Raw genomic sequence first — 15,245 nt, 5'->3', positions numbered from 1 at the left:
CTTGATCGCCGCCTGTCCCCGCCCGGCCCATGCTCCGGTCTACGGGCGCATGGTGCTGGAGGGCTCGATCCACCGCACCGTCGCCGAGCACGCTGCCCGCCTGCTCGCCGTCGCCCAGGAGGGCGCAGGCCAAGCCGAGGTCCAGGGCGCCGTCGCCCAAGCCGATTTCCTCGTGGGCGTGTTGGAGGAACTCGCCGCCCGGTGGGGGAGCCAGCCCCGCGCCGTCGCTCCCGGGGTACTGCCGATCACCGCTGCCGGTGACGAACCGGCGGCGGCCCAGCTGGAAGACGAGCAGTTCCTGCTGGCGCTGCTCGTGAACCAGGACGGAGCGATCGAGGAGGTCTTCGACTGGCTGCGTCCCCAGGACTTCGCCGATCCCGGCCACGGCCAGCTCTACCGCTGCCTGGGCGCGCTCCACCATCGCGGTGAGCCGATCGACCCGGTCACCGCCTTGTTGGAGGTGCAGCGGCGCGGCCTGCTGGCGGACGGCACGCTCACCGAGGACCGGCTCGGGCCCGTGCTGCGAGACGGGGCGGCGGGTTCGGCTGAGTGGCTCGGCGAGCGGCTCCTGCGTTCCTCCGTCACCCGCACCGCTGCTGGCGCCGCGCTGCAGATCGCCGCCCACGCCGACAACCGGCGCCTCGCACCGGGTCAGTTGATCGGCCATGCGCTGCACGCCCTCGGCCCGCTCGACGAGGTGCGGGCCCGCTGGCTCACGGCGACGTCCCCGTCCGACCCGCAGTGCCGGCCCGCCGTCGGCGAAGCGGCCCGCGTCCAGGCGGCGCTCGCCCGCAGCCCCACGCCGGCGCCTGCCCGGAACACCCCAACACCGGACCGCGTCCCTCCCATCAGCCCGACGCCGAACCGGAGCCACGACCGCGCCGCCCCGCACCACCCCTCCCGGAGCCTCCTGTGAACACCCCCGACGGCGAGTCCGTCACCCTTCACGAGCACGCGACCACCCTGGAGCAGCAGAGGGACCTGCTGCCCGCTGCCGGATTCCCCGTCCAGGTGTCGGACCCTGTCGCCCTGAGCCGTCAGATCTCCCAACTCGGCTCCCTCATCACGGCCATGGGCACCGAGTTCACCACCCGCATCACCGATCAGCCCGCACCCGACCATGCGCTCCGTGCCGCCCGTGCGTACGCCGAAGCGATCGGGCATCTCGGTCGGGCCGCCTCCGACCTCGGGGAGGCCGCCGAGCAACTCACGTACCTGCAACGTACAGACGACAAGCGCCACGATCTGAAGGCCCAGGGGCTTCGCCAGAATGCCAGGCACGTCGTCGGCTTCGCCTCGGAGAACGCCCGCGGCGAGCTCCAGCAGGCTGCTCGGACCCTGCGGCAGGCGGCGTCGGTCATCGCGCCGGACGACAACCGAGTGCAGGCCGCCCGAAGCCGCTCGGCCACCGCCGTGGCGGCAAGGCCCGCACCGAACCCAGCGCCGCCCCCTGCGTCGCCGGCCTTCTCCGCCGCGCGCTTCCGCTGAACCACCCACCACGCCAGCCCCCACGAACGGATCCGCCATGCACACCCCCGCCAGCGAACCCCTCGCCCTGCAGTCCTGCGGCACTGGGCTGGAAGCCCTGCCGCTGTGGCCGGAGGCGGCAGCAGACAGCTCGAACCCAGCGGTGGGACCGTAATCCGTCGTTAGCCGCAGGTTGAGTGATAGGGGAGTACGGAGAGGTACTGCTGCCACTGCGGGCGGGTCGGGGTGTCCGTGTTCGTGCAGATCTGTTGGACAGACTGGTCCTCTCCCAGTGGCCACAGCCGTACCGTGTCGTCGTAGCCGCCGATGGCGAGGGCTTGGCCGTCCGGGGTGAATGCCAGTGAAAAGAGTTCCGCGGTGCCGACGGCGAGGGGTTGACCGATCGCGGCAGGGTGGGCCGGGTCCGTGACGTTCCACAAACGCACATTGGTTCCGGCGGTGGCGAGGGTGTGCCCGTCGGGGCTGAAAGCCACCGCTTTGACAGCGCTGGTGTAGCCGCTGAGTGGTTGGCCAAGGGGGGTGGGGTGGGCGTGGTCGGAGATGTTCCATAGTTGGATCGTGCCGTAGCCGGGAGCGTCGGCGATGCCTGTGGTGGTGGTCGTCACGAGGGTCCGGCCGTCCGGGCTGAACGCCATCGAACTGAAACCTTGGGCGAGGGGCGGGCCGGAGCGGGCCGGATGGTCCGGGTCGGTCACGTCCCACAGCTGCATCGTCTCTCCGGCGTAGCTGCCGGAGGCTGCGAGGGTCCGCCCGTCGGGGCTGAACGCTACTGTGCCGCCCACGCTGACGGCGCCGGTGGGCATTTGGGCGCGCAGGCGGGCATGGGCCGGGTTCGAGGTGTCCCACAGCCTCACGCTTTTATCGCCGCCGACGATTCCGGTGGAGGTGACGGTGGCGAGGGTCCGTCCGTCGGGACTGAACGCCACCACGGTGACGCCGGTGGAGAAGTTCGTGATCTGGGAGAGTGCGGCGGGGTGGGCTGGATCGGTCACGTTCCACAGGACCACGCGGTTCTCGGAGAAGACCGTGGTGGCCAGGATGCGGCCGTCCGGGCTGAGCGCCATCGAGACGACGGGGTCTGTGAAGCCCTCAAGGCGGCCGAGCGGGGTCGGACGCGCCGGATCGGCGGTGTTCCACAGCCGTACGGTGTGGTCGGCGGAGGCGGTGGCGAGGAGGCGGCCGTTGGCACTGAACCGCGTCTCGGTGACGACGTCGGTGTGGTCGGTCAGCAGGGCGGTGGGCAGATGCCACAACCGCACGGTGTGGTCGGCGGAGGCGGTGGCGATGGTGTGCCCGTCTGGGCCGAACGCCACGGAGGAGATGTCGGCGGTATGGCCGGCCAGGGGTGGGGCAAGGGACGTGGCGTGTGCGGGGTTCGCGGTGTTCCACAGCCGTACGGTGTGGTCGGCGAAGGCGGTGGCGAGGATACGTCCGTCTGGGCTGAACGCCACTGCGGGGACGGCGTTGGTGGAGCCTGTCAGGGGGCTGCCCAGGGCGACCACGTGGGCCGGGTCGGCGACGTTCAGCAGGCGCACGCTGCCGTGATCGGAGGTGGCGAGTGTGTGGCCGTCCGGGCCGAACGTCAGCGAGCTGACACTGGTCCAGATCTTGCCCAGCGGCGTGGCATGGGCGGGGCTCGAGAGGTTCCACAGCCGGGCCCCGTCCTCCAGAGAGGAGGTGGCGAGAGTGCGGCTGTCCGGGCTGAACGCCACGGCGTTGACTGCCGATGCGTGCTGGAGGGGCAGACCCAGCGGCGCCGGGTGCGCGGGGTCCGTCACGTCCCACAGCTGCTCGTCCTCGACCCGCTTGCTGCCGGTAGCAAGGATGCGCCCGTCGGGGCTGAACAGCAGCGGGCCCATGGGGGTGTTGAGGAGGGGCGGGCCGAGTTCCCGGGGACGGGTCCGGTCCGTCACGTCCCACAACTTCACCGTGTCCCCGGTGCTGACGCCGGCGGTCGCGAGGGTGCGACCGTCCGGACTGAACACCACCGCGCTGGCATTGTTCACCCGTAGAGGTTCGCCGAGGAGCACCGGGTGTGCTTGGTCCGCCATGTCCCACAGGCGCAGCGTGCCCTTGGTGGCGTCGTCTCTGCCGACGGCGGCGAGGGTGCGCCCATCGGGGCTGAACGCCACCGCGTTGACGCTGCCGGAGAAGTCCCTCAGGACGGTGGACAGTGGCCGGCTCGCGTCTTCGACCAGGCGCGTGTAGAGATCGCCGGTGGGGCTGAGGCGGTACGCCGCGATGTCGATCCTGGCCGCGAGCGAAGGGTCGGTGGCGCGTAGCTGATCCGCTCGTGCGGCGACCTGACTGGCCAGCGCGCTCTGCTGCCGGACCTGTGCCAGGTCACGCTGGTGCAGGGCAAAGACTCCGGCCGTCACAGAGGCGAGGACGAGCGCCGAAACGGCCATGCGGCCGGTGCGGAACTGCCGGGCGTACCGATCGGCTTCGCGTAAGGTGGCAGCTAACCTCACCTCGCCAGAACGGGGAGCCGCCGCGGAGATTTCGAGCCGGTTCGCCTCGGGTGCCACTAGGCGAAAGCCCTTGCGGCGCGCGGCAAGCAGCTTGGCGTCCAGGCCGGCGACCCTGAGCAAGCGGCCGTCCGCGTCGACAGCGCCGGTCACTGCGGTGCGCGGGCGCAGCCCGTAGAAGACATCGCGGAACCAGGCCGCACCGGGCCGCCGCAGCAGCAGGGCACGGAGCCCGAGCGCGAAGGCCGCGCCAAGCGAAGGTCCCTCGATCCGGTCCGGAGCCGCAGGTTCGTCGGACAGGACGATCCGCCACACCACGCAGCGGCCCTCGCGCCGCGGACCGGCCAGGCGCCAGGCGTCGCCCAGCGCTGCGGCGAACTGGCCGTTCGGGCTGCGGACCCCATCCATCGTCCGCGGGTCGGGATGAAGCCCCGCAGGTCCCGGAGGGAACTCGCGCAGTTCCAAAATGCCGGTGACGCCCTCAGCGGCTGGGGCCTCTGCGCCTGGTCCGGGTGACCGGCCGAAGACCACGGGGACCCGGACGACAGGACGCCTGCGCGGTGCGATGCCTGCCATCATGAGCGCGGCGATCACAAGAAGTCCCTCAGCAGCCGACGACGGCCCGCCAGCAGCCGCGGCATGGCGCAGTTGCTGGCTCCGTTGCAGGAGCGCGTCGATTCCGCCGGCGAGTCGCGGTGCGAGTTCGGCGAGTCCTTTGCCGGAGGGCTGCGCGGGCCCAGGAGCGGCCTCGGAACACAGCAGCCCGCTGCCGTCCCACGCCCCCAGCAGCCGCAGCAGTGCGGCGTCGTGCTCCCCGGTACCACCCTTCGGCGCAACCAGCGCCCTGGCCAGGAGGAGAGGATGATCGGCTCGCACCACCGCGGCCTGTTCCTGGTCCGATGCGGTTGCCCCGAGCCAGGCGCGCAGATCCTCGCAGTCGCGACCGGCAAGCCATGCCGGATCGTCCCGGACCGCCTCGCTGCAGCAGTTCCACCACAGCGCCGACTCGCCCAACAGCTCCCGGACTGCGGCCTGCGGGCCGGATGCGCGCCCCAGCACATTCTCGACCGTTGTCCGAGCGGTGGGAGCGACACGGGTCCCAGGCCAGCGCCAGTCCCTTCGGCGGGTCGCCACCGCCTCCGACCGGGCCCCCTCCCGGGTACTCGCGCGATGCCCAGGCCCCGCTGCCCCGGTCACCGCAGTTCCTCGTCGATGACGCGACGCAGACCGGCGTCCGAAATCCGCGCCCGCACCCGGCGCCAGGCATCACGGGTCGCATCATTGAGCGAGGCGCCGACCGACAGCGCGACCGTCGCGACGTCCCACACACTGTCCGGACCCACCGGAACCGGCACGGAGGCTGCCCAACCCTCCCCAACGAAGCCCGGGAGCCGGACGTACGAGGCGGCGGGACCGAAACGCCCCTGCACCACGGGCACAAGCAGCACCCGCTCAGGACCGACCGGACCCGCGTACCTGACCGCCGTCATCAGTGGTGCGGCGCCCTCGATGCCGCGCACGACGAGTTCCAGGCTGTACTCAGGAACGGAGTCCCCGTGGCTGCGCACGAGGAAACGAGCGGTGCCGTCCGGGGACGATGCCTCGAGCAGCACGGTGTCGCCTCCCGCAGCAGCCAGACCGCCGGCCTGCGGAAGCCGCGGGAGAGAGAACCAGCCTGGAGCGAGCGGGTTGGTCCGTGACCGATCGATCGAAGCCTCACGAGTCGCCGGATGCCGGTCCTCGGCCGGTTTCTTCAGGAGAAGAGTCACAGTGTCGAGGTGTCCGGAGGGCAGGTCCGCACCGATGAACGAGGCCCAGAACCGCTGCCACAGCGTGTACCCATCACGTGCACGCACCCCGGCCGGAGTATGGTGAGCAACCATGCCTCCGGTGAACGAGCGCCAGGAGCGACGGGCAACCGAGCCGACAGTCACGACGCCTCCCCACGGACGGGAGATGTCCCCTCGCGACCCGTCGGCGCCGGAAGTGCATCCGGCACTGCTCCGCCCGGGCTGCGTAGAGCCTGATCCGGAGTAGTCGCCCGGCCGATCTGGGCCAATAGCGCGGGCGCGGAGGCTCCCACGGTCGCCGCCGCGTAGACGCCTGTGACCTCGGTGTGGAGCAACCACCCGGCCGCGCCTCCCAGCGCCACGCGAAAGAGTGCGGCGAGCGAGTCCGCGAGTGGATCGACAAAGTTGCCGAGTGGTGGGAGCGGGGCCTCTGTCGCCCGCGCCATATGTCGTGCCTGTTGCCAGGTATGCAGACGTCCGTACGTGACGACTGCTTCGGCGATCAGTCCACCGCCCGCTCCGAATGCCACAGCCTCGATCCACGTCAGCATCAATCCACCCCTAGCCGACCTCATGTCGCAGTGCTAGACCGCGAGTTAGCGTACGCCTTCGGCCTGCTCGCGCCGAGGGCGCAGCCGTCTGCGCAGACCCCGGCAGCCGGTGCAGAGCGCGCATCTGCTCGGTGTCGCCCGCCGACCCAGCGGGCGGGTGGCGTTGTTGACCCCAACACCGCGCGGCGCAGTCGCGGGGCTGGCCAAATTACTCCTACTAACGGCCACGTACTGGTGCACGTCACGCCTCGGCAACCGTGTTGTGGGCCAACAGGTCTTCCGTGCGTTGGAGTTGCTGGCGCCGCCGTTCGTGCTGCCGCGCTGCCGTGCCGGGTGAGGGGCTTCTACCTCTTTTTCCCGGCCGTACCAAATCCCGGAATCCGCGGACTCTTCTCTCCGCAGCCGCACCAACCGAGGGGGCTGTCATGCCTGCGCATGCCCCGGCCCGGCGCGCCCGCGCGCCGACGGCCGTAGAACCGAAGGACATCCTCCTTGAGCACCACCACCGCCACCGGCCCAGCCCAGGGCAGCGGCTACCGCGCTGTCCTGGGCTCGCCGCACGTCGCCCGGCTGCTGGGCGGCACCCTGATCGGCCGCCTGCCCACTGGCATGGCGCCGATCGCGATCCTGCTGCTGGTGCGCGCCGAACACGGCTCGCTCGCCCTGGCCGGACTGCTCGGCGCCCTCTACGGCCTCGCCTCGGCCCTGGGACAGCCGCTGCTCGGGCGCCTGATCGACCGCCACGGCCAAACCCAGGTCCACGTCCCCGCCACGATCGCGGCCAGCACGGCGTTCCTGCTGCTGCCGTGCAGCGGCCCGGCCCGCCACCCAGTGCTCGCCGCGCTGACCGTCCTGGTCGCGGGGCTGGCAACGCCGCCGCTCGAGGCCGGGCTCCGGGCGCTGTGGCCGCACCTTCTGCCCGATCCCGAACATCAGCGCACCGCTCTCTCCTTGGACAGCAGCACCCAGGGCCTGGTGTTCGTCGCCGGTCCCCTGCTGGTCTCCGGCTTCGCCGCCGGCGCCGGGGCGACCACCGCGCTGGTTGCAACCGCGGCGCTCGGCCTGCTCGGCACCGGCCTGGTCGTCACCGCCAGCCCCTCCCGCGCCTGGACGCCAGCCGAGTTCACCGAAGCGGTGCACTGGATGGGTCCACTGCGGGTGCCGGGCCTTCGGGTGCTGTTCGCCGCGCTGATCGGCACTGGTGTCGCGCTCGGCGCGGTCAACGTCCTGGCGATCAGCGCGGCCGAGCGCCACCACGCCGGGTGGCTGGCCGGGGTGATGCCGGCCGCGCTGTCCATCGGCAGCATGCTCGGCGGCCTGGCCTACGGCCGACATGCCTGGCCCGGCGCCCCCGCCAAGCACCTGGTCGCCGCGTCCATCGGCTTCGCGGCCGGATGGCTGCCCCTGCTGCCCGACCCCGCGCCCGCCATCGCCGTGCTCGGCGCGGTCCTGCCCGGCACCTTCCTCGCCCCGCTGCTGACCGCCGCCTTCCTCAGCATCGACCGCCTCGCCCCCGAAGGCGAAGCGACCGAGGCCTTCGCCTGGCTCATCGCCTGCATCGGCATCGGCCAGGCCGCCGGAACCGGACTGGCCTCCTTCGCCGAAGCTGCCGGCCCCCTGCTCGTCGCCGCCGTCCCGCTCACCGGGGCCGCCACCGCCCTGTGGCTGCTGCACCGCTTCAACGACCGCCTTTCCGCCTGATCACCAAGCTCATTCCGAAGGACCACGCCGTGAACACCGTCTTCTTCGCCGCCGCAACTCCCGCCACCCGCATGCACGTTGTCTGGGACTGGAACGGGACAGTCAAGGACGACCTCGACGACCACGTCTGCGCGTTGAACGCGACCCTGCCCGCCCTCGGCGGCGAAGCGGTCGACCGGGAGACCTACCGGGCCAAGCACACCATGCCGATCCCGAACTTCTACGCCCGCCTGCTCGGCCGGACGATCACCGAGCAGGAGTGGATCTCCAGCGACAACGCCTTCCTCGCCCACCTGCGCGCCCAGCCGGTGCGCGTGCGCGAGGGCGCCGTCGAGCTGATGACCGCCCTGCGCGAGGCCGGGCACACCCAGTCGCTGCTGTCGCTGTGCCCGCACGACACCCTGGAGCGCGAGGTCGAACAGGCCGGCATCGGGCACTTCTTCCAGCGGATCGACGGCCGAACCGGCCCCTCCGGCGGCACCAAGGCCGCACCGCTGACCGCCCACCTCACCGCGCTCGGCCTCGACGACCAGGCGCACCGGGTGCTGCTGGTCGGCGACGCCATCGACGACGCGGACGCCGCCCACGCCAACGGGGCGCTCGCAGTGCTGCACATCGGCGGTCTCCACCACCCCACCAAGCTCGCCGCCGCCGGTCACCCGCTCACCGACACCCTCGCCGACGCCGTCACTCTCGGCCTGCGTCTGGCCAGCGCCCGGGCTGTTCACCCCGCCTGCGTCTAGCACGAGTTGGCGGCCGTACCAAACCGCCGATCCTGCGGATCCTCTTCCTCACCCGCACCACCGGAGACCAGCCATGACCCCCCGAAGAAGACCCACCGCCCCGTCCCCTGTCCGTTCGAACCCCCTGGATGTGCCATGTCCGACCCGCTGCCGGGCGCCTCCGAGCCCGAGCCGATCCGCATCCCCGACGAGGATCTCGACGACCTCGTCAGCGCGCTCAACCGCACCATGGCCGAGGTCCGCCAGCACGGCGTGCTTCTGGACCGCCTCAGCTCCGAAGCCGACACCGAGCCCGACGCAGGGCCCGGCTCAGAGCAGCCGGGCCCCGCTACCGAGGGCGAACCCGGCGCACCTGCTCCGCTGTTCATCTTGGCGATGGGCGGCGCGCAGTACGCCGCCGAGCTGGCCGGGCTGGCGAACTGGGTCACCCACCTCCTGCTGCCCACCTACGGCCGGGAGATCAGCTCCACCCGCCCCTGGTGCGCGCGCTGGTACGAGCACCCCGAGGCTGTCGCCCGCCTGCACGCCCTGTGGCTCGCGTGGCAGCAGCTGACCGCCGCCGAGGCCGGCCGCACCGGGCCCTCAACGTGGCACCGCGACCACCTCGACCACGCCCTCCTCCAACTCCGCTCCCCCGACGGACCGTTCGCCGCGTGCACCACCAGCCCCTCCCGGCCCGCCCATCGCCTCCTATCCACCCCCGACCAGCTGGGACTCGCAGCATGAGCACCGATCTCGACTTCGACGTCGACGGCCTGTCCCCCGCCGACGACCACTCCGACCACCTGTGGCGGTACACCTGGGAGAGCGACTACGACCTCCTGGCCCGGCACGACATCGGCGAGCGCAGCCTCTTCCTCACCTTCGACACTGCCGCCACGTGGGACGTCGAGCGGAACCTGCCGAACATCGCCACGTTCGATGTCCAACGCGACCGGGCCCGGGGAACGTTCGCGATGGACAGCTTCACACACGCCAACGTGGCGTTCGCGCGGAAGTGGCTCGCCGACCGCGGCTGTCCGCCCGAGGCGATGGAACTGCGCACCCCCTTCGCCCCGGCCGATGAACTCACCACCCGGATCGAGGACCAGATCCACCGTTCCGGCGAGCGCTACGAGCTCATCGAGGTCAAGGCCGCCGATGAGGACCCGACCCGGGCGTGGACCATGGCCATGGACAAGAACGCCACCGAGCTGCCGGTCCGGGTCTTCATCGAACAGTCCCAGCCGGACCAAGACACCTACACGGTCCGCGAAGGCGCGTTCCCCGACTACGCCGCCGCCGAGAACTGGCTGGACGCACAGAGCATTCCGCTCCCGCAGCCGCCCGAGTACCGCCGCGACGCCGACGCCCTGCGCACCCGCGCCGCACTCGCCCGCAGCACCGCCCCGATCACCGCCGTCGTCGCGGCGTCCGCACCCGCGGCAGCAGCCGCCGTCGCACAGCCGGATCGGGGGCGGTCCCTGTGAGCCGCGCGAAGTACGGGTTCGCCGCCCACCCCGACGCCATCGCCGACCTGCGCCAACTCCCCGACGCCGTCCGCGACCAGGCCCTGCTGCACCTGCAGGACCTCGTGCACGGCGAGCGCGTCGCCAAGCGCCTCGAAGGCCGGTTGGAGGGCTGCCACAAGATCTACCTCGGCGTCGGCGAGCAGTGGGCCAGCCACCGCCTGGTCGTGCAGTTCCGCGACGCCCCCACCGACTCCCGGCACCGACGCGAGGTGTACCTCGTCGCCGCCGGTCCCCGGCTCGACTACCAGGTCTACCGCTCCGCCCAGAACCGCCTGGGCCGCACCGGACTCAACCTCCCCTCCGGCCTCGGCCCGGCCGAGGAGGCCCGCGTCCGCGCCGCCCGCGCCCGCTCCACCGCCCCGGCACCCGACCGCGGCACCGGCCCGGCCTACACCACCACCTCCCCCGGCTACGCCACCACCACCGCCCGAAAGGCCCGCTGATGACCACCGCTCCCACCCACGCCGACCTCGCCACCTGGCTCATCGAGGCGGCCGAGGCCGTCTCCGGCATCGTCACCGCCCAGCACCCCACCCCGCCGTCGCGCTCCTACCTCCAGCCGATCCTCGGCCCGCTGTCCGCCGGGCCCGATGTGGTCGGTGAACTGGCCTTCCGCCTGGAGGACCTGCTGGCCGAGGAGTACCCGGCCACCCCCGCCGTCCTGTTCACCGTCGCCTCCTACGCCTCCGCCCTGGGCTGGCTGACCGAGTCCCTCTCCGAACTCACCCAGATCGTCGACCTCCTGTGCACCCACGCCGGCATCCCCGCCATGGGCACTGCAGCTACCACCCCCGATGAGATAAAGGGCTTCGACCTGTCCGTCTACTCCCCGCAGGACCGGGAGGCCGTCACCGCCCTCGCCGCCGAGGCCGGCCTGCCGCCCGGTCTCTACCTCCGGGTTCTCGGCCGGGCCCTGGTCGCCTGCGCCGCCTTCGCCGAGGCGTGCACGGAGATCACGGCTGGCCTGTTCGAGGACGCCCGCGAGCTCATGGACGAATCGGTCAGCGCCGTCCCGCTCGGCGGGGAGGGCCCCGGCAGCCTGCCCACCCTGGTCCGCTCCCTCCTGGCCCGGATGGAGACGGCCGAGTGAACCCCCACGACCCACTGACGAACCCTGGCGCCCACCTGGTGTTCGACGAGCTCGGCGTCGAGAACCCCTGGGAGCTGTACGCGCGCCACCCCGGCGAAAGCCCCCTCACGCGCCTCGCCTTCATGGTCGCCACCTCCGCCCGCGAGGTCGACCGGCTCCACCAGGACCTCACCGCCAAGGCACAGCAGGTGATCGAACGCCTGGCACCGATCGCCCGGGGAGACCACGCCTCCATGCGCGGCGTCAACGGCATCATGCAGTCCGCCGGACTCCAGGTCGAACTGCTCAGCGCTCGCCGGGGCGCGGCTTTCGAGCAGCTCACCGGTGCCGTCAGCGCCTACGAGCGGTGCACCGAGGCCGGCCTGCCTGTGCCTGAGAGACCGCTCGCTCTCAAGCACGCAGCCGCCACGGCCTCGCAGGCGCTGGCCGCCGAGCCCGACCTGCCCAGCACGCCGTCCGGGTACGACCCCCGCATCCGGGAGTTCGAGGCCCTGGCGGCGATCGACCACGGTGGTCTATGGCTGCGCCAAGACGCCCTGTACCACTTCGCGTTCCTCTCGGACGGCAGTGGCGAGCGTCCGTCGGTCTGGTTGCACACCGTCGAGGCGCTGATGGCCGAAGACCTCGTCGTCGCCGACACCAGCACCTCGCCCTACCGGCCCGGCCACCTGCTCTCGCTGACGCCCGCCGGCCAGGCCCTCCTCGATGCCTCACGCGCCGCAGACCAGCGCGTATCCGCCGCGCTCTCCCGTAGCGCCACCGGCCCCACCGCATCACCTGCCGCCGAGCCAGCGCCATCCGCCCCCTCCCCGTCCGCCCAGCCGACCCGCGCCCGTTGACCAGGAACCACCGCCATGTCCCAGCCCCTCACCGCCGAGTTCACCCGCGGCAACGCGCAGACCGTCCAGACGACCCTGCGCCAGCTCGCCCCGAAGTGGACCACCGCCTTCGTCCACACGATCGCCAAGTACGGGCCGGAGCTACGCGTTCGCGACTTCGGCCAGTACTTCCCGACGCTCAGCCAGACGTACACCAGCAAGCGGCTGACCACGATGTCCACCGCCGCTCTGGTGGCCCGCGACGCCCAGTTCGACCGAACGACTCCCTACCGGCTCACCGACCGAGCGCGCACGCTCGGCCCGGTCTACCGGGCCCTCGCCCAGTGGTCCTCGGACCATCTTGACCACACACCCCAGGGACGGTCCGACCGCATCGAGGACGCGCTGCACCGCCTGCAGTTGCTGGACACCACCGAGGTGGTCCGGCTGCTCTCGGCAAGCGACAGCATGCGTGTCAGCCATCTCGCCGAGCAGGTCGGCGTCTACGAGCAGCTCATCGCCACCCGCCTCAACCGTATGCAGGCGGACGGGCTGGTCACCCGGACCGGCCACCGGCACGGCGACCCCTACACCCTGACCGACGCCGGACGGGCCCTGGGCCCCGTCTTCGCAGCGGTGCAGCAATGGGAGGACCGGCACTCGTCCGTGCCCAAGGTCCAGGTGCCGGCCGCGACCCGCACCCTCGGCGCCCCGGTCACCGGAGCGAGCGCTGCCTGAACCGCGGCGGCCCTGCGGCGAAGCTCCGCCCCCTCCACGCTGTTCAGCCACGCCCCGCTGCCGCAGCCGCGCGTTCCGGCTGCCGTCACCGCCGCCTCCAGTTCCTCCCGCAGCAGGTGACCGCCATGAACACCCCAGCCAGACCCGACCGTTGCCGTCCCTACGGGGGGCCCTGACCCCGGATGTTGGACACCAGAGACACTTGGATCTTGATGGTCCGGGTGGACAGGAGTCCTGCACAGATGGTGATGAAGCACTACCCGCCGCAGTTCAAGGTGGACGCGGTCGCGTTGTACCGGTCCCGGCCGGGGGCGACGATCAAGTCGGTCGCCGAGGACCTCGGGGTGAACACCGAGACCCTGCGCAACTGGATTCGGACCGCCGACGGACGCCGTCCCGCCTCGCACTCGGCGGCCGGGGCTCTCGCGGCGGTTCCGGCCGCTGACGCGGTGCAGGCCGAGCTGGCGGCCGCGCGCAAGAGGATCCGCGAGCTGGAGGAGGAGCGCGACATCCTGCGCAAGGCCGCCCGGTATTTCGCAGGGGAGACGCGCTGGTGAACCGCTGCCAGTTCGTTGCCGACCACCAGCGCCGCTACGGCGTCAAGCGGTTGTGCCAGGTCCTGGGCATCGCCCGGTCCAGCTTCTACTACTGGCAGACCACCGCCCCCGACCGCGCCGCCCGGCAGGCCGCGGACGCCGAGGTCACCGCGCGGATACGCGCGGTCCACGCCGCCTCGGACGGCACCTACGGCGTCCCGCGCGTCACGGCCGAGCTCCGCGACCAGGGCGACGTCGTGAACCACAAGAAGGTCGCCCGGCTGATGAACGCCGCCCAGATCGCCGGGCTGCGGCTGCGGCGCAAGCACCGCACCACCATCGCGGACCCCGCCGCGGCGAAGGCCCCGGACCTGGTCGGCCGCGACTTCACCGCCGAGCAGCCCAACCGGAAGTACGTCGGCGACATCACGTATCTGCCGGTCGGCGGCGGCAAGTTCTGCTATCTCGCGACCGTGATCGACCTGTGCTCGCGCCGGCTGGCCGGCTGGGCAATCGCCGACCACATGCGCGCCGAGCTGGTCATCGACGCCCTGGCCGCGGCCGAGCGGACCCGCGGCAGCCTGCACGGGGCGGTGATGCACACCGATCACGGCTCCCAGTACAGCAGCAGGGTCTTCGCCGAGGCCTGCCGCCGGGCCGGCGTCCGGCAGTCGATGAGCGCGGTCGGGTCCAGCGCTGACAACGCGCTCGCGGAGAGCTTCAACGCGACGGCGAAACGCGAGACCCTCCAAGGCCGAAAGAGCTGGTCAAGCGAGCGCGAGGCCCGCCTGGAGCTCTTCCGCTGGCTCCACCGCTACAACACAGTCCGCCGCCACAGCAGCCTCGGATACCGCAGCCCGATCGCCTACGAGACCGCCCTCAGCACAACATCAACTACACTCGCCCAAGCCGCATAACCCCGTGTCCAACATCCGGGGTCAGGGCCCGGGCTCGTGCGTCGTCAGGTCACCGACGACGGCGCACAGGCCCGCTCCCCGCCATCAGGAGCATCCCGTGCCCTCCGCCTCCCCCCTTCTGCTCGTCACCCCGGTCTACCTCGCCGGCCCCGGCGACCCCTTCACCGTCACCTTCCCGCTGGACACCGCCCCCGGCTGGTCCAGGACCGAAACCGCCGACCTGCTCCGCTACGCCAGTCCCTGCGGGCGCGCCACCGTCACCCACGAGCCTGCGGCCGGACAGGGGTCCTGGACCGTTCAGGGCTACGTCGCCCCCGGCGGCGAGAGGCTCTGGGCCGCCAGGTTCGGCCCCGGCACGCCGGCCGAGATCACCGCCGCGTTCACCACCCCTCTCATCGACGGTCTGCGCAGCAACCACCGCGACTACCTCGAAGGCGGTCCGCGGTACCGGCCGGGCAACCCCGCCTCCCTGCTGGCCGAGCGCGGTTGGTGGCCGAACCCGAACAGCCCGCATGGCTTTCACGACCAGATAGCCCCGGACGGCCGGGCCTTCTACCGCCACTGGGTGGGTCACCAACCGCCGGAGGCCGAGCTGGACGGCCAGTTCCCGGCGTCCTGGAGCGTGATCGCCGGCAGTCCCCACAGTCCCCTCTGGCAGGCGGACTTCACCATCGGCGTCCCCTTCTACCTCCTCTGTAACGCCGCCATCGCCCTCGCCGTGCATCCGGCCAGGCGGCTCCGGACGGAAATCCCGCGCGCGAACCGCCCCCACGTGACCACCGGACGCGCAGCACCGGCGTCCTTCTCCCTGAGCGTCGAGGAACCGCCCGCGCCTGCCGGCGCACCGAACTCGACCGGGGCCGTCAGCCCGCGCCGCCGCTGACCGAAGGAGAG

General features: G+C 71.9%; 14 protein-coding genes. 12 read left to right on the top strand and 2 right to left on the bottom strand.

Translation table 11 applies throughout. From position 1 onward, the window contains the following. Position 1 precedes the first annotated feature (1 nt). The gene (locus ACZ5GH_RS27065) at positions 2-916 is read left to right on the top strand and encodes a DnaB-like helicase N-terminal domain-containing protein (protein WP_464335484.1); all 915 of its coding nucleotides are present in this window, start codon (positions 2-4) and stop codon (positions 914-916) included. After that, positions 913-1,488 carry a hypothetical protein gene (locus ACZ5GH_RS27060; protein ID WP_464335483.1) on the top strand — a complete coding sequence of 192 codons (576 nt, stop codon included), beginning with the start codon at positions 913-915 and terminating at the stop codon, positions 1,486-1,488. The genes ACZ5GH_RS27065 and ACZ5GH_RS27060 overlap by 4 nt, the downstream gene beginning before the upstream one ends. Positions 1,489-1,649: 161 nt before the next feature. Here the strand turns inward: ACZ5GH_RS27060 and ACZ5GH_RS27055 are convergent, their stop codons facing one another. Continuing rightward, positions 1,650-5,015 (bottom strand): hypothetical protein, encoded by a 3,366-nt coding sequence (locus ACZ5GH_RS27055; RefSeq protein WP_464335482.1) that lies wholly within the window; start codon positions 5,013-5,015, stop codon positions 1,650-1,652. Between the two features lie 134 nt (positions 5,016-5,149). Next, positions 5,150-5,890 (bottom strand): hypothetical protein, encoded by a 741-nt coding sequence (locus ACZ5GH_RS27050; protein ID WP_464335481.1) that lies wholly within the window; start codon positions 5,888-5,890, stop codon positions 5,150-5,152. A gap of 899 nt (positions 5,891-6,789) precedes the next feature. Here ACZ5GH_RS27050 and ACZ5GH_RS27045 point away from each other — a divergent pair. The 10 genes from ACZ5GH_RS27045 to ACZ5GH_RS27000 all read left to right on the top strand — a co-directional run bounded on the left by ACZ5GH_RS27045 (position 6,790) and on the right by ACZ5GH_RS27000 (position 15,234). Then, the gene (locus ACZ5GH_RS27045) at positions 6,790-7,998 is read left to right on the top strand and encodes an MFS transporter (protein WP_464335480.1); all 1,209 of its coding nucleotides are present in this window, start codon (positions 6,790-6,792) and stop codon (positions 7,996-7,998) included. A gap of 29 nt (positions 7,999-8,027) precedes the next feature. Continuing rightward, on the top strand, positions 8,028-8,741 hold the full coding sequence (locus ACZ5GH_RS27040) for an HAD family hydrolase (RefSeq protein ID WP_464335479.1): 714 nt from the start codon (positions 8,028-8,030) through the stop codon (positions 8,739-8,741). Between the two features lie 135 nt (positions 8,742-8,876). Further along, positions 8,877-9,467 (top strand): DUF4913 domain-containing protein, encoded by a 591-nt coding sequence (locus ACZ5GH_RS27035; protein ID WP_464335478.1) that lies wholly within the window; start codon positions 8,877-8,879, stop codon positions 9,465-9,467. Further along, complete coding sequence (locus ACZ5GH_RS27030; protein WP_464335477.1) at positions 9,464-10,210, top strand: glycosyl hydrolase; 747 nt, start codon at positions 9,464-9,466, stop codon at positions 10,208-10,210. Before ACZ5GH_RS27035 ends, ACZ5GH_RS27030 begins: the two co-directional genes overlap by 4 nt. Beyond that, positions 10,207-10,695: a hypothetical protein gene (locus ACZ5GH_RS27025; protein WP_464335476.1), complete on the top strand. Its 489-nt coding sequence runs from the start codon at positions 10,207-10,209 to the stop codon at positions 10,693-10,695. Before ACZ5GH_RS27030 ends, ACZ5GH_RS27025 begins: the two co-directional genes overlap by 4 nt. Further along, entirely contained in the window at positions 10,695-11,342 is a 648-nt protein-coding gene (locus ACZ5GH_RS27020) for a hypothetical protein (RefSeq protein ID WP_464335475.1), read from the top strand. The genes ACZ5GH_RS27025 and ACZ5GH_RS27020 overlap by 1 nt, the downstream gene beginning before the upstream one ends. Beyond that, positions 11,339-12,181, top strand: coding sequence for a hypothetical protein (locus ACZ5GH_RS27015; RefSeq protein ID WP_464335474.1), 843 nt, complete (start codon positions 11,339-11,341; stop codon positions 12,179-12,181). Before ACZ5GH_RS27020 ends, ACZ5GH_RS27015 begins: the two co-directional genes overlap by 4 nt. 15 nt (positions 12,182-12,196) lie before the next feature. Beyond that, positions 12,197-12,898 (top strand): winged helix-turn-helix transcriptional regulator, encoded by a 702-nt coding sequence (locus ACZ5GH_RS27010; RefSeq protein ID WP_464335473.1) that lies wholly within the window; start codon positions 12,197-12,199, stop codon positions 12,896-12,898. Positions 12,899-13,140: 242 nt separating this feature from the next. Beyond that, a protein-coding gene (locus ACZ5GH_RS27005) for an IS3 family transposase (protein ID WP_464334099.1) occupies positions 13,141-14,351 on the top strand; the annotation gives its coding sequence in 2 pieces (ribosomal slippage) (positions 13,141-13,435 and positions 13,435-14,351; 1,212 coding nt in all). 97 nt (positions 14,352-14,448) lie between these two features. Next, complete coding sequence (locus ACZ5GH_RS27000; RefSeq protein ID WP_464335472.1) at positions 14,449-15,234, top strand: SPDY domain-containing protein; 786 nt, start codon at positions 14,449-14,451, stop codon at positions 15,232-15,234. Positions 15,235-15,245: the final 11 nt, after the last annotated feature.

Source organism: Kitasatospora sp. Xyl93 (assembly GCF_055383135.1).
Note: the sequence above shows the minus strand (reverse complement) of the source record. Positions and strands in the feature narration are given on the sequence as shown.